The sequence below is a fragment of the Massilia sp. NBRC 108631 genome, from assembly GCF_059704565.1.
This window is the reverse complement of sequence record NZ_BAAKJE010000243.1, coordinates 18,547-32,080: the sequence shown is the minus strand read 5'-3', so window position 1 is coordinate 32,080 and position 13,534 is coordinate 18,547. Positions and strand designations below refer to the sequence as shown.

The following is a 13,534-nucleotide window of genomic DNA, read 5'->3' as shown; positions in this document are numbered from 1 at the left end:
GACCAGCAATTCTCCCAGCTCTGACGCTGGGGCGGCTGGAAAGGGAGATGAAGTTGCTTATGCGTTTATAAATCCTGCAAAATCCATCGCCCCGGTTGACGAAAGTTAAGCTGCGCGCTTGTCCAGCAGGCGGGCGCGGGCGCTTTCGTATTCGGCCGTGAGGCGGCTGACCAGTTCGGCCACCGTCGGCGCGTCTTCCATCAGGCCCACGCCTTGGCCTGCGCCCCAGATGTCGCGCCAGGCCTTGGCTTCGCTCGAGCTGCCCGAGCCGAAGTTCATGGCCGATTTGTCGGCTTCCGGCAGCGCGTCCGGGTCCAGGCCGGCTGCCACGATGGATTTCTTCAGGTAGTTGCCGTGCACGCCGGTGAACAGGTTGGTGTAGACGATGTCCGCCGCCGTCGATTCGATAATGGCCTGGCGGTAGCTGTCGTCCACGTTCGATTCCTGCGTGGCCAGCCAGCGCGAGCCAATGTAGGCGAAGTCGGCGCCCATGGCCTGCGCGGCCAGGATGGCGTCGCCGGTGGCAATCGAACCGGACAGGGCGATCGGTCCCTTGAAGAATTTCCGCACTTCTCCCACCAGCGCGAACGGCGACAAGGTGCCGGCATGGCCGCCGGCGCCGCTGGCCACCAGGATCAGGCCGTCCACGCCCGCTTCCAGCGCTTTCTGTGCGTGGCGGATCGAAATCACGTCATGCAGCACAATGCCGCCGTAGCTATGGATGGCGTCGAGCATCTCTTTCGGCGGCGCGCGCAGCGAGGAGATGATGATGGGCACTTGATGCTTGACGCACATTTCCACGTCGTGCGCGAGGCGGGTGTTGGACTGGTGCACGATCTGGTTGACGGCGATGGGCCCGATAATGGCGTCCGGATTGGCTGCCTTGTAGGCGGCCAGCTCGGCTTTCAGCTCGGTCAGCCAGGTGTCCAGCAGCTCGGCCGGCCGCGCGTTCAGCGCCGGGAAGGAGCCGACTATGCCGGCCTTGCACTGCGCCGCCACCAGTTTCGGGCCGCTGGCGATGAACAGCGGCGAGCCGATCACAGGCAGGGCCAGGTTGCGCAATACCTCGGGGATGTGGTTCGATGTCATGATATGCTCCGTCGGGTTAGGTCTGATACGATGTTATCAGAAAAAACGCTGTTTTTTCCATTGAAATTTAGAGTGCAGCTTCATGAATAAAGCCAAAGTGGTCGATTTCCGCCAGGAACAGGAAGATTTGCGGGGCGCGCTGCGCCAGGGCATGCTGGACGCCGCCAGCCGTTTGCTGGTGGAGGAGGGGCCGGCCGCGCTCACGGTGCGCAAGGTGGCCGAGGCGGTTAATTGCTCAACCACGCTGCTGTATTCCATCTTCGGCGGCAAGGACGGACTGAGCAACGCGCTCTACCTGGAGGGCTGCGAGCGCCTGAAGCGCGACTTCGCCGCCGCCGAGCCGGAACTGGCGCAGACCGATGCGCTGCAAGGCGTCTGGATCTGCGCCCGCGCCTACCTCGACTACGCGCGCCGCAACCCGGCCTACTACCAGGTGATGTTCGGCGACGCCATCGCCGGCTTTATTCCGCCGCTGGCGTCGCGCGTGTCCGCCTGGGGCACCTTCACGCCATTGATCAGGCAGTTCGAGCGCTGCATGGAGCAGGGCCTGCTGCCGAAGTCCAGCCCCACGGCGGCGGCGCGCCTGCTGTGGGCGGCGCTGCACGGGATCGCCAGCCTGGAGCTGAAGGGCTTCTACCTGAAGAAGGAACACCCCGACGCGCTGTTCAAGTCGGCCGTGCGCGCGGTGCTGCTGTCGCTGCAAGACCCCGAGACTTGAGTATGTACTTTTAGGCAAACGTGACAAAGCGTGCATTTTTTACGCGGGCAAGCTGCTATCCTGTGGGCCAGTTGCTTTTCTAACCCAGGGGATGGCCCAATGACGATTTCACAGGAAACAGAGACTTTTTTCAACAAGCCGGTAGCCGCCTTCGTGCCCGGCGAGGCGATCGATACTGGGAAGTCGGTCTACCGCCTGGCGCTCGACTATGACGACGAGAAGGAAATGGTGGTCCTGATCGACGAATTCCTGGCCCAGGCCGACAAGGCAGAGCTCGACGCGCTGATTATCGGCAGCTGGGGCGCGCCCGCGGAAAACGGCGTGGAGGACATCCTGGCCAAGCTGGTTGTCCTGGCGCCGGAGTTGCCCAAGCTGCGCGCGCTGTTCATCGGCGACATGACGTTTGAAGAGTGCGAAATCTCCTGGATCATCCAGGGCGATTACACGCCTTTGCTGGCGGCTTTCCCGCAGCTGGAAGCCTTGCGCATCCGTGGCGGCACCGACCTTGAGATCTCGCCCTTCACCCATCAGGCGCTGCGTTCCTTCACCATCGAAAGCGGCGGTTTGCCTGCCGGGGTGGCGGAATCGCTGGCGGCGTCGTCCATGCCCAAGCTGGCCCACCTCGAGCTGTGGCTCGGCACTGAGGAGTACGGCTTCTCCGGGGACGTGGCACTGTACCGCCGCGTGCTTGACGCGCTGCTGACGCCGGAATTGAAGTACCTGGGATTGCGCGATTCGGAAATCGCCGATGAACTGGCCGTCATGCTGGCTTCCCATCCAGTGCTGGGGCAGCTCGACACGCTAGACCTGTCGCTGGGTACCATCGGCGATACCGGCGCCGAGGCCTTGTACGGCAGCCAGCTGGTAGCCCGGCTCACATGCCTGAATCTGTCGCACCATTACATTTCGGCTGCATGGCAGGCCAAGCTCGGCACCCTGCCACTGCAGGTGCTGCTGGACGATCCGGCGCAGGAAGACGACGGTGACCGCTACGTTGCCGTTGGCGAGTAATTGCCCGATAGCTGGTGCACCGCTGGTGAATAGGCTGCCGTTCGTACTGCTGGGCGTTGGCTCGGGCAAGCGGGTGCGGCTGATGCAGGCCGCGCGCGGCGGGCTGGGCCTGGCGCCGGCGGTGCTGGTCGAGTGGAGCGCGTGGCTGGCCCAACCGGCGCTGCTCGAAGCGGCGCTGGCCCGGCCCTGCGTTTTCAAGATCGAATCCCCCGGCGACGATCCGGCCTTGCACCACCAGCTGGTGCGGGAGGGCGCGCGGGCGTTCGGCTGCGCCGCGCCGCCGGCGCCCGAGTTCGGGGAGCTGGCCGTGTCGCCCATATGGTACGCCGGCCTGTCCACCGCCATGGCGCGCATCGCCGCGCTGGTGGCCGGGCGGCCCCACGTGCGGGTGCTGAATGCGCCCGATGAACTGCTGCTGATGACGGACAAGCTGCGTTGCCAGCAGCACCTGATCGCCCACCAGGTGCCGGCACCCCGGCTCTTTGGGCCGCTGGACGGCTATGCCCATTTGCGGGCCATCATGGACCAACATTGCCTGAACCAGCTGTTTGTGAAGGCGCGCTACGGTTCCAGCGCCTCCGGCGTGATCGCTTACCGCCGCAACAGCCGAGGGGCCGAGCAGGCCACCAGTTCGGCGCACCTGGTGGCGGGCGCGGGCGGTGCGCGCCTGTACAACGTGAAGCAACTGCGCCGCTACCACAGGCAGGACGACATCGTGCAGCTGGTCGACTTGCTGGCGGGCCAGCAGGCGTATGCGGAAGCCTGGCTGCCCAAGCCGCGCTGCGCCAACGGGCACTTCGACGTGCGCATGCTGACCCTGGCCGGCCAGCCGGCGCACCGCGTGGCGCGCATGGGGACGCAAATGATGACCAATCTCCACCTGGGCAACCAGCGCGCGCAGACCGACAGCTTGCTGGCCGCCCCGGACCAGCTCGTGCTGGAGCACGCGGCCTGCCTGGCGGCGGCGGCCTTCCCGGCCAGCCACGTGATCGGGCTGGACATCGTGGTGCGGCGCGGCCACGCGCACGTGCTCGAAGCCAACGCCTTCGGCGACCTGCTGCCCGGACTGCTGCACAAGGGCTGGGACAGCTATGCCGGGCAGCTGCAGGCATTGCCGCGCCATGAAACCTGATCCGAACGCGATTCCTGACATGCGGGCGGTGGTGGGCAGCCACGACATCGTCTTCATCACCCTCGACACCTTGCGCTACGACGTGGCGCAGCAGCTGTTCCTGGACGGCGAGCTGCCGGTGCTGGGGCCGCACCTTCCGCCCGGCGGTTGGGAGCGGCGCCACAGCCCGGCCAGTTTCACCTACGCCGCGCACCATGCTTTCTTTGCCGGCTTCCTGCCGACGCCGGCCGCGCCGGGCCGCCACGCGCGCCTGTTCGCCACCGCCTTTCGCGGCAGCGAGACCACGTCGGCGCACACCTGCGTGTTCCAGGAGGAGAGCATCGTCGCCGGGCTGTCCGCGCGCGGCTATCGCACCATTTGCGTAGGCGGCGTGGGTTTTTTCAACAAGCTCACGGCGTTGGGGCGGGTATTGCCGGCCATGTTCGACGAGAGCCACTGGTCGCCCGCGATGGGTGTCGGCCAGCGGCGCTCGGCCGAACGCCAGGTGGCCCTGGCGCTGCAGCGGCTGCAGGAAATCCGCCGGGCCGGCGGCCAGCGCGTCTTTCTGTTCATTAACGTGGCGGCGATCCATGCGCCCAACCGGGTGCACCTGCCCGGCAGCGCCGCCGATACTGTTGAAAGCCACGCGGCCGCGCTGCGCCATGTGGACGCCGCGCTGGCGCCGCTGCTGGCCGGCTGCGCGGCGCCCGGGCCGGCCTTTGTCATCCTGTGTTCCGACCACGGCAGCGCCTATGGCGAGGATGGCTACCAGGGCCACCGCGTGGCGCATGAAACGGTCTGGACCGTCCCCTACGCGCATTTCTTCATCGAACAACAAGGAGCGAGCCCACCGTGAACCAATCCGATGCCCCGGGCACACTGGCACAGCGCCTGCGCCTGACCCCTTACCAGGCGTATTCCTATTCCTACCCGCACAAGGCGGCTTACCGCGCCTTGCCGCAGCCGGAATCGCTGGAGCGGCTGTGGGCCGAGCAGGACCGCTCGGCCCTGTTCGCCTATATCCACGTGCCGTTCTGCGAAATGCGCTGCGGCTTCTGCAACCTGTTCGCCATGGCGCGTCCGCAGCCCGAGATGGTGGACCGCTATGTGGCCCAGGTGCTGCGGCAGATGCGGGTGCTGGACCGCGTGCTGGGCGAGCGCCGCTTCGCCCGTTTCGCCATTGGCGGCGGCACCCCGACCTACCTGAGCGCGGCGCAGCTGCAAACGCTGCTGGACGGCGCGCGCGACATCCTCGGCATCGACCTGCACGCCACGCCGGCCGGTATTGAAGCGTCGCCGGAAACCGTCACGCCGGCGCGGCTGGCCGTGTGCCGCAGCATGGGGGTGGACCGGGTAAGCCTGGGCATCCAGAGTTTCGCCGCCGGAGAAATGCGCGCGCTGGCCCGTCCGCAACAGAACAGTGTGGTGCAGCAGGCCATCGCGCGCATCCGCGCTGCCGGTTTCCCCACCCTGAACCTGGACCTGATCTACGGCATCGCAGGACAGAGCGTCGCCAGCCTGCTGGCCTCGATCGACAGCGCGTTGGCATTCGCGCCGGAAGAGCTGTACTTGTATCCGCTGTACGTGCGGCCGCATACCGGCCTGGGCAAGCTGGCCAGCCGCAAAGGCGTCACCTCGTTCGACCCGGTGATGCTGGCGCAAGCCGGCGACAGCCGCCTCGACCTGTACCAGGCGGCGCGCGACCATTTGCTGGCGCACGGCTACCAGCAGGTGTCGATGCGCATGTTCCGCGCTCCCCATGCGCCCGCGCAGGACGGCCCGTCCTACTGCTGCCAGAACGACGGCATGGTTGGCATGGGGGCGGGGGCACGCGCCTATACGCAGCGGCTGCACTATTCAACGGACTACGCGGTGGGCCGCAGCGGCACCGCCGATATCATCGAAGCCTACCTGGCGCTCGGCGAGGACGGCTTCGCCCAGGCGCATCACGGCTTTGCGCTGGGGCCGGAGGAGCAGCGCAGGCGCTACGTGATCCAGTCGCTGCTGACGGAGCCCGGGCTCGACCGGGCCGCCTACCGCGCGCGCTTCGGCAGCGACTGCCTGCGGGACCTGCCCCAGCTGCTGGAGCTCGACCAGCTGGGCCTGCTTGAGGGCGAATCGGACCTGATGCGCCTGAACCAGCGCGGCTATGCCTACGCCGATACGATAGGGCCGTGGCTGGCCTCGGACGCTGTGCGCGCGCTGATGGCCGAGGGCGGACCTGCATGCTAGCCGGGCCGCAGGCGCTGGCGATGGCGCCGGCCGCCGCGCTGGCGGCAGGGCAGGGGCTGACCCTGCTGTACCGGGGCACGTTGGAAAGCTGCAACTACACCTGCGGCTACTGTCCGTTCGCCAAGCGCGTCGACAGCCGGGCCAGGCTGGCGCGCGACGCGGCCGAGGTGGCCCGCTTCACCGCCTGGGCGGCGCAGCGGCAGGACCCGCTCAACGTGCTGTTTACCCCCTGGGGCGAAGCGCTGGTGCGGCGCCATTACCGGACCGCAATCCAGGCGCTGTCGCTCATGCCGCACGTCGGCCAGGTGGCGCTGCAGACCAATCTGTCGGGTCCGCTCGCCTGGCTGCAGGATGCGGACCGCAACAAGATCGGCCTGTGGTGCACCTACCATCCGGACCAGACCAGCCTGGAACGCTTCCTGGAGCGCTGCGGCCGCCTGGAGCGGCTGGGTGCGCGCTTTTCGGTCGGCGTGGTGGCCATGCGCGAGCATTTCGGCGCCATCCGCGCGCTGCGCGCGGCGCTGCCGGCCCGGCACTACATCTGGCTCAACGCCTACGACCGGCGCGGCCCGGGCTACTACCGCGAGGAAGACCTGGCGTGGCTCGACGCGCTGGATCCGTGGTTTGCCTACAGCCGCAGGCCGGCGCCGTCGCGCGGCAAGCCATGCCGGGCGGGCGCCGACGTGCTGTCGGTGGATGGGGATGGGGAGTTGCGGCGCTGCCACTTCCTGCCTGAGCGGCTGGGAAACCTCTATACGGACCCGCTGGAACAGCTGCTGCAGCAGCGCTCCTGCCCGCGCCACAAGTGCGACTGCTACATCGGCTATGCGCACCGCGAGGACTTGCCGTTCTATTCGGACTTCGGCAGCGGCGTGCTGGCGCGCATCCCCGTGCGGCCGGGCGGCGCCGGCTGAGGGGCCAGAAGCGCAGGCGCACGGGGCGGCGCGCCGTTCGGCCCCGCTTTTCTGCCTTTTGTCGGTCCAGCGTGCAGCCGGTCGCATCGCGGCTGGCAGGGCCGCCGCTTCGGTTACATTAACGTTGTCCGTAACGTACCGTCCTGGAGCGCATCATGCTGAGTTTTATGTTGTGGCTGGTTCTGCTGTTCTTGTGCTGGCCGCTGGCCCTGCTGGCTTTGCTGCTCTACCCGCTGGTGTGGCTGGTGCTGCTGCCGTTCCGGCTGATCGGCGTCGGCGCGGAAGCCGTGTTCGAGCTGCTGCGCGCCATCGTCATGCTGCCGGCCCGCGTGCTGCGCGGTTCGCCCGGCCGTTAAAACTCCACCAGCACGCCTGCGCCCACCGACATCTGGGCGTAGTTGTAGTCGATCAGGCTCTGGCCGTAGCCGGTGCTGCCTTGCAGATAACCCTTCAGATTGTCCCGCAGCGGGAAATTCCAGCCCAGCTGCAGGAAGCCGTGCTTGGTGCTCAGGTTGCGGCGCGCCAGCAGTGAGTACTCGTGGCCGGCGTTGCGGTAGGCCAGGCGCAAGTCGCCCCGGCCCATGTAGTCGCTGATGTCGATGTTGTCGTTGTCCGATTTGGCGTTGTCCAGCCTGCGCCAGTAGCGCAGCGAGCCGCTGAAGTGCTTGCCCCATTCGCCGCCCACCTCGGCATAGAGCCGGTTCCAGCTGCGCGACAGCGTGGAAGTCTGGCCGTTGGACTGGTGCACCAGGCCGAAATTCACATAGCGTAACCGCGCCTCGCCGATGCCGGCGGTCAGCGGCGCCACCGCCATCAGCTCGGGCTGGTAGTTGGTTTCGCGGAACGGGCTGGAGGCGGAACGGTTGTAGGCCTGCCAAAAGCTCTGCTGGGTGTAGGCGAACCACAGGTCGAATGGGCTGTTGGCGATGCCTTCCATCATCTTCATCTTGAAACTGAGCTGGTAGCTCAGCTCCACGTGCTGGCTTTTCAGTCCGGCCGGCGTGAAATCCTTGAACGGGCCGTCATTGGTGCCATTGCTGTAGTTGGCCAGCAGCAGGTAGGTATCGCGGTGCGGGCTGAACGAGAACACGCCGCGCTTGGACGGCTTATCCAGCTCCCAGCGCTGCACCATGCGCGACAGTTCCCGTTCCGGCTCGGCGCCGTTCACCGCATCCATGGCGGTGGGCGCGGCTTCGGCCTTGGCAGCCGCCACCGCCGGGGCGATCACGGCAGCCGTTTCCGTGGCTGGCGCCGCGTGGGTGCCCGGGGCGGCGCCGGCGGGCGCCGGCGTCGAAGCCAGCGGCCCTTTTTTGGCCAGCGCGTCGTAGCAGGCCAGGCGGGCGCTCGGGTCGCCCAGCGTGGAACAGCGCTGCAGCAGGACTTCGACTTCGGCAGCGTCCTGGGCGCAGGCGGGTAGCGGCGCGATGGCGCTTAGCGCCGCAGTGGCGATCAGGGACTGGATGGTGTGCTGCGATCGGGTCTGGTTGGTCTTCATGGGATGACGAAAAGTATGCGTTGGCAGGCAGTCTATATTGATTATTGGCAAATGCGGCGCACTACAGGCGAATATCGCCGGTGCATACCCCTCTTTTGGGTGGGCTTGAATTCTGTCAAGCACGCCATACTTCAGTGATCCTGAGTTGCCATTACTGTTAGAATCAACGACGACCCACTGCCGGGCCCTCGTTCCAAGGAGATTGTGATGACCCGCAAGACACCTATCGAGCGTTACCGCAATATCGGCATCAGCGCTCACATCGATGCCGGAAAAACCACCACCACCGAGCGCATCCTGTTTTACACCGGCGTCAATCACAAGATCGGCGAGGTGCACAACGGCGCGGCCACCATGGACTGGATGGAGCAGGAGCAAGAGCGCGGCATTACCATCACGTCGGCCGCCACCACGGCCTTCTGGAAAGGCATGGCCGGCAACTTCCCCGAGCACCGCATCAACATCATCGACACGCCCGGCCACGTCGACTTCACCATCGAGGTGGAGCGCTCCATGCGCGTGCTGGACGGGGCAGTCATGGTGTACGACTCGGTGGGCGGGGTGCAGCCGCAGTCCGAGACCGTCTGGCGCCAGGCCAACAAGTACAAGGTGCCGCGCATCGCTTTCATCAACAAGATGGACCGCGTGGGCGCGGACTTCTTCCGCGTGCAGCAGCAGATCAAGGACCGGCTGAAAGGCACCGCCGTGCCGATCCAGATTCCGCTGGGCGCCGAGGACAATTTCCACGGCGTGGTGGACCTGGTGAAAATGCGCGCCATTAACTGGGACGACGCCAGCCTGGGCGTGAAATTCACCTATGAGGAAATCCCCGCCGACTTGAAAGAGCTGGCGCAGAAGTGGCACGACCACATGGTGGAAGCGGCCGCCGAGGGTTCGCCCGAACTGCTGGACAAATACCTGAATGGCGAAGCCTTGAGCGAGGCCGAGATCAAGCAGGGCCTGCGCGCGCGCACCATCCGCAACGAGATCGTGCCCATGCTGGCCGGCAGCGCGTTCAAGAACCGGGGCGTGCAAGCCATGCTGGACGCTGTGATCGAGTACCTGCCTTCGCCGGTCGACGTGCCCGCCATCAACGGCCACGACGAGCAGGACAACCCGATCGAGCGCCATCCGACGGACGACGAGCCGTTCTCGGCGCTCGCCTTCAAGATCATGACCGACCCCTTTGTGGGCCAGCTGACCTTCTTCCGCGTCTATTCCGGCGTGGTCAATTCGGGCGACACGGTGTACAACCCTACCAAGAGCCAGAGGGAGCGCCTGGGCCGCATCCTGCAGATGCACGCCAACGAGCGCAAGGAGATCAAGGAGGTCTACGCCGGCGACATCGCGGCGGCGGTGGGCCTGAAGGCCGTCACCACCGGCGATACGCTGAGCAATCCGGACCACGTGATCGTGCTGGAGAAGATGATTTTCCCCGAGCCCGTGATTTCGCAGGCGGTGGAACCGAAGACCAAGGCCGACCAGGAAAAGATGGGCATCGCCTTGAACCGCCTGGCGCAGGAAGACCCGTCGTTCAAGGTGCACACAGACCAGGAATCGGGCCAGACCATCATGTCCGGCATGGGCGAGCTGCACCTGGAGATCCTGGTGGACCGCATGCGGCGCGAGTTCGGCGTGGAGGCGACCGTGGGCAAGCCGCAGGTGGCGTACCGCGAAACCATCACCAAGACCGCCAGCGACGTGGAAGGCAAGTTCGTCAAACAGTCCGGCGGGCGCGGCCAATATGGCCACGCGGTGCTGACGGTGGAGCCGGCAGCGCCGGGCAAGGGCTATGAGTTCGTCGACGCCATCAAGGGCGGTGTGATACCGCGCGAATTCATCCCGGCGGTGGACAAGGGCATCCAGGAGACCTTGCAGACCGGCGTGCTGGCGGGCTATCCGGTGGTGGACGTGAAAGTGACGCTCACTTTCGGCTCCTACCACGACGTGGACTCGAACGAGAACGCATTCCGCATGGCCGGCTCGATGGCCTTCAAGGAGGGCATGCGGCGCGCTTCGCCGGTGCTGCTGGAGCCGATGATGCACGTGGAGGTGGAGACGCCGGAAGAGTTCATGGGCAACGCCATGGGCGACCTGACGGCGCGGCGCGGCATGGTGCAGGGCATGGACGAGATCCCGGGCGGCGGCGGCAAGATCATCCGCGCGCTGGTGCCGCTGGCCGAGATGTTCGGCTACTCCACTACCTTGCGTTCGCTGACGCAGGGCAGGGCGACCTACACCATGGAGTTCAAGCATTATGCCGAGGTGCCGAAGCACATCCTCGACCAGATTGCGGTGTCGTCGAAGGGCCGGGGGCACTAACCGGCAGCGCGCAACCCGCCGCCTTCCGGGCGGCACAGCATGGCGGCGAAGTCCGCGGCGGGGACAGGTTTGCTATACAGATAGCCCTGTCCCTGCTCGCAGCGCAGCAGCCGCAGCAGCTTGGCTTCTTCCTCGGTTTCTATCCCCTCGGCCACCACCTTCAAGTCCAGGTTGTGCGCCAGCGACACGATGGTGCTGACCAGGCCCATATAGCCTGCGTCGTGCGCCATCTTCATCACGAACGAGCGGTCTACCTTGAGCACGTCCACCGGCAGCGTCACCAGGTAGGCCAGCGACGAGTAGCCGGTGCCGAAATCGTCGATGGCGATCGGCACGCCGTGGCTGCGGATGCGGGTCAGGATGTCCACCACCCGCGCATGGTCGGCCACCAGGCTGCTCTCGGTGATTTCTATCGACAGCGGCTGCAGCTCGGCGCCGGCGGTCTGCAGCACCCGTTCGATATCGCCGATCAGCGTATCGCAGCGGAACTGCGCCGGCGCCACGTTGACGGCGATCTGCGGCGGCTTCAGGCCGGCGTCGTACCACGCGCGCCAATCGGCCATGGCCTGTTCCATCACTTGCCGTCCGGCCGCGATCACCAGTCCGCTGCGCTCCAGCACCGGCACGAATTCGGCCGGCGCCACAATGCCGCGCGTGGGATGGTTCCAGCGTATCAGCGCCTCCGCGCCGGACAGCCTGCCGGTCTTCATGTCGATCTTGGGCTGGTAGTAGTTGACGAACTCGCGCCGCACGATGGCGTCGCGCAGTTCGGACTCCAGGCTCAGCTCACGGGCCAGGGCCTGGTCGGCGTGCCGGTCGTAATAGCCGAAGCGTTCTTCCTTGAGGCGCGCGCCGGCCAGCGCATCCCAGGCTTTCACCAGCAGCGCGTCGGCCGAGGTGCCGTCCTCGGGCAGCGCCGCCGCGCCGGCATTGATGGTGCACCAGATGCGGTGCTCGTCCACGTGATAGGAGCCCTGCAGCAGCGGCACGATGGTGTCGCGCACGAAGGCCGAAGGCGTGCCCGCCTCGTCCGCAGGATAGAACAGCGCAAAGCGCCCGATGCCGATGTGCGACAGCAGCATGCGCGGCGCCACTTCCATGTTCAGGCGCTGCGCGATGGCGCGCATCAGGCCGATGGCGGCGCTGTTGCCGTAGGCCGAACTGATTTCGTCAAAGCGGTTGATGTTAATCAGCAGCACGGTGCCGCGCTGCTCGGCGGCGGCCAGCACGGCGACCTGTTCTTCGAAGTGGGTACGGCTGGGCAGGCCGGTCAGGGGATTGGTGCGCGCCAGCCGGTACAGCTCCTGCGCGTTGACCAGGCGTTCCAGGCCGAAGCTCAGTTCGGAGCCGATCTCGCCGGCGCGCTCCAGGTAGAAGGCGTCGAACAGGTCGCTGTGCAGCGAATACAGCGACAGCACGCCCCAGCGCCGGTTGTTGGCGAACAGCGGGATAGCCATGCAGGAGGCGATGCAGCGCCGCTGGCAGCCGGGGGTGAGCTGGTTGGAGAAACGCATTTCGCCCGCTTCCAGCGCCTCGAGCGCCAGTTCGGGCGTAAACCAGTCGGCGGCGTCCGTGGCCTCGCCGCTGTGCCATTCCCGTTCGGCGCCGTCGCGCTCCACGGAGGTCAGCAGGCGCAGCTTGCCGGTGGTTTCGTCGCAATAGCTGACGTCGACGATCTGGATGCCGGGTTGTGCGGCGATGATGCGGCAGGCCCCGAGGCACAGGCTTTCCAGCGAGCGCGCGCGCGACACCACCGGGGTCAGGCGCGACAGCAGCACATAGAAGCTGTCGTGGCGCACCAGCTTTTCCTGCAGCTCGGCCTGCGTCAGCCGCAGCCGCTCGAGCGCCGCCAGCGCCGCCTGCTGGGCGCAGGGATCGGCCAGCGCGTCGCGCCTGATGTAGGCGGCCAGCCGGGTGGCGTCGTCCTGTGGTGCCGTGAGATCCATGTCAGTCGGTCAGTTTGAATTTCAGCTGTATCGATAGTGCCCCATGCAACCTGTCCTTGTAGCGCGGGATGACGGCGATATTGGCGCCCACGCGCTGGTACTCGAAGCTCATGACGGGAATGGCGGCAAGGAACCAGCCGCCGTCGCGCATCTTGGGATAGCCGTTGAAGCCGCCGACCACCGCGCCCAGGCGCACCGGACCAATTGCAAAGGGCTGGTAGTACAAGCCCGCGTAATTGGAATACTGGCGGTCACTATTATAGAACCGTCCCGCAGTCGCTGCTGCGACCGTGGAGAAACGGTATTCCGCGCCGATGCCGGGATTGCGGTCGTTCAGATTCTTTTCGCGGTCGAAATGGTAGGAATAGAAGCCCGGGTTGATCCATAGTTCGCTCAGCGGCTTGCTTTCCACTAGCTCGAAAGAATACGCATCGCCGGCCATGGCGGCCGCGGGCACCGAGAGGATTGCCGCAAAGGTTAAATTGCCGGCGATTCCGGCCGCCTTTTTCACCGCCTTCGCCGCTATGTGATGTGTCATCCCAACAGTCCTTGATAAATGCCAGTTCGGCGGTCCCGGCATTATAGCCAAGAGCAGGCCCGCTAGTTACAATGGGAATGGAACTAGTTGCCTTGTAACAAGATAGTCACTTCATGGCAATATAATAGTCACACGATAGTCACACCATAGTCACCATC

The 13,534-nt window shown here is 66.0% G+C and carries 12 protein-coding genes; 8 read left to right on the top strand and 4 right to left on the bottom strand.

Features of this window, described 5'->3' with window-relative positions; genetic code table 11:
• Nucleotides 1-105: 105 nt before the first annotated feature.
• Entirely contained in the window at nucleotides 106-1,089 is a 984-nt protein-coding gene (locus AC6H42_RS25745) for an NAD(P)H-dependent flavin oxidoreductase (RefSeq protein WP_497549269.1), read from the bottom strand.
• Nucleotides 1,090-1,171: 82 nt separating this feature from the next.
• Between AC6H42_RS25745 and AC6H42_RS25740 the strand changes: the two genes are divergently transcribed.
• From AC6H42_RS25740 to AC6H42_RS25710, 7 genes are all read left to right on the top strand, one after another.
• Complete coding sequence (locus tag AC6H42_RS25740; protein ID WP_057156536.1) at nucleotides 1,172-1,807, top strand: TetR/AcrR family transcriptional regulator; 636 nt, start codon at nucleotides 1,172-1,174, stop codon at nucleotides 1,805-1,807.
• Between the two features lie 99 nt (nucleotides 1,808-1,906).
• A complete protein-coding gene (locus AC6H42_RS25735) occupies nucleotides 1,907-2,818 on the top strand; it encodes an STM4015 family protein (protein WP_497549268.1) in 912 nt (303 codons plus the stop codon).
• Nucleotides 2,819-2,843: 25 nt separating this feature from the next.
• Nucleotides 2,844-3,950 (top strand): STM4014 family protein, encoded by a 1,107-nt coding sequence (locus AC6H42_RS25730; protein ID WP_497549267.1) that lies wholly within the window; start codon nucleotides 2,844-2,846, stop codon nucleotides 3,948-3,950.
• A complete protein-coding gene (locus AC6H42_RS25725) occupies nucleotides 3,940-4,785 on the top strand; it encodes an STM4013/SEN3800 family hydrolase (protein ID WP_057156539.1) in 846 nt (281 codons plus the stop codon). Before AC6H42_RS25730 ends, AC6H42_RS25725 begins: the two co-directional genes overlap by 11 nt.
• Nucleotides 4,782-6,161, top strand: a complete 1,380-nt coding sequence (locus tag AC6H42_RS25720; RefSeq protein ID WP_057156540.1) for an STM4012 family radical SAM protein — start codon at nucleotides 4,782-4,784, stop codon at nucleotides 6,159-6,161. Before AC6H42_RS25725 ends, AC6H42_RS25720 begins: the two co-directional genes overlap by 4 nt.
• Nucleotides 6,155-7,075 (top strand): STM4011 family radical SAM protein, encoded by a 921-nt coding sequence (locus AC6H42_RS25715; protein ID WP_229418255.1) that lies wholly within the window; start codon nucleotides 6,155-6,157, stop codon nucleotides 7,073-7,075. Before AC6H42_RS25720 ends, AC6H42_RS25715 begins: the two co-directional genes overlap by 7 nt.
• Before the next feature lie 155 nt (nucleotides 7,076-7,230).
• A complete protein-coding gene (locus AC6H42_RS25710) occupies nucleotides 7,231-7,431 on the top strand; it encodes a hypothetical protein (protein ID WP_057156542.1) in 201 nt (66 codons plus the stop codon).
• On the opposite strand, the gene AC6H42_RS25705 is transcribed toward AC6H42_RS25710, so the two are convergent.
• Nucleotides 7,428-8,570 (bottom strand): phospholipase A, encoded by a 1,143-nt coding sequence (locus AC6H42_RS25705; protein WP_497549266.1) that lies wholly within the window; start codon nucleotides 8,568-8,570, stop codon nucleotides 7,428-7,430. The genes AC6H42_RS25710 and AC6H42_RS25705 overlap by 4 nt on opposite strands.
• Before the next feature lie 207 nt (nucleotides 8,571-8,777).
• On the opposite strand from AC6H42_RS25705, the gene fusA reads away from it, so the two are divergent.
• The gene (fusA, locus tag AC6H42_RS25700) at nucleotides 8,778-10,892 is read left to right on the top strand and encodes an elongation factor G (RefSeq protein ID WP_057156543.1); all 2,115 of its coding nucleotides are present in this window, start codon (nucleotides 8,778-8,780) and stop codon (nucleotides 10,890-10,892) included.
• Here the strand turns inward: fusA and AC6H42_RS25695 are convergent.
• Both AC6H42_RS25695 and AC6H42_RS25690 read right to left on the bottom strand, forming a co-directional pair.
• A complete protein-coding gene (locus AC6H42_RS25695) occupies nucleotides 10,889-12,838 on the bottom strand; it encodes a putative bifunctional diguanylate cyclase/phosphodiesterase (protein ID WP_057156544.1) in 1,950 nt (649 codons plus the stop codon). The genes fusA and AC6H42_RS25695 overlap by 4 nt on opposite strands.
• Before the next feature lies 1 nt (nucleotide 12,839).
• Nucleotides 12,840-13,280 (bottom strand): hypothetical protein, encoded by a 441-nt coding sequence (locus AC6H42_RS25690; protein WP_057156764.1) that lies wholly within the window; start codon nucleotides 13,278-13,280, stop codon nucleotides 12,840-12,842.
• Nucleotides 13,281-13,534: the final 254 nt, after the last annotated feature.

What these genes read in the sequence shown, in the direction of transcription:
- AC6H42_RS25690 (WP_057156764.1), bottom strand. Translation starts at nt 13,280, where the DNA reads ATGGCCGGCGATGCGTATTCTTTCGAGCTAGTGGAAAGCAAGCCGCTG.
- AC6H42_RS25740 (WP_057156536.1), top strand. Translation starts at nt 1,172, where the DNA reads ATGAATAAAGCCAAAGTGGTCGATTTCCGCCAGGAACAGGAAGATTTG.
- AC6H42_RS25715 (WP_229418255.1), top strand. Translation starts at nt 6,155, where the DNA reads ATGCTAGCCGGGCCGCAGGCGCTGGCGATGGCGCCGGCCGCCGCGCTG.
- AC6H42_RS25725 (WP_057156539.1), top strand. Translation starts at nt 3,940, where the DNA reads ATGAAACCTGATCCGAACGCGATTCCTGACATGCGGGCGGTGGTGGGC.
- AC6H42_RS25695 (WP_057156544.1), bottom strand. Translation starts at nt 12,838, where the DNA reads ATGGATCTCACGGCACCACAGGACGACGCCACCCGGCTGGCCGCCTAC.
- AC6H42_RS25710 (WP_057156542.1), top strand. Translation starts at nt 7,231, where the DNA reads ATGCTGAGTTTTATGTTGTGGCTGGTTCTGCTGTTCTTGTGCTGGCCG.
- fusA (WP_057156543.1), top strand. Translation starts at nt 8,778, where the DNA reads ATGACCCGCAAGACACCTATCGAGCGTTACCGCAATATCGGCATCAGC.
- AC6H42_RS25735 (WP_497549268.1), top strand. Translation starts at nt 1,907, where the DNA reads ATGACGATTTCACAGGAAACAGAGACTTTTTTCAACAAGCCGGTAGCC.
- AC6H42_RS25705 (WP_497549266.1), bottom strand. Translation starts at nt 8,570, where the DNA reads ATGAAGACCAACCAGACCCGATCGCAGCACACCATCCAGTCCCTGATC.
- AC6H42_RS25745 (WP_497549269.1), bottom strand. Translation starts at nt 1,089, where the DNA reads ATGACATCGAACCACATCCCCGAGGTATTGCGCAACCTGGCCCTGCCT.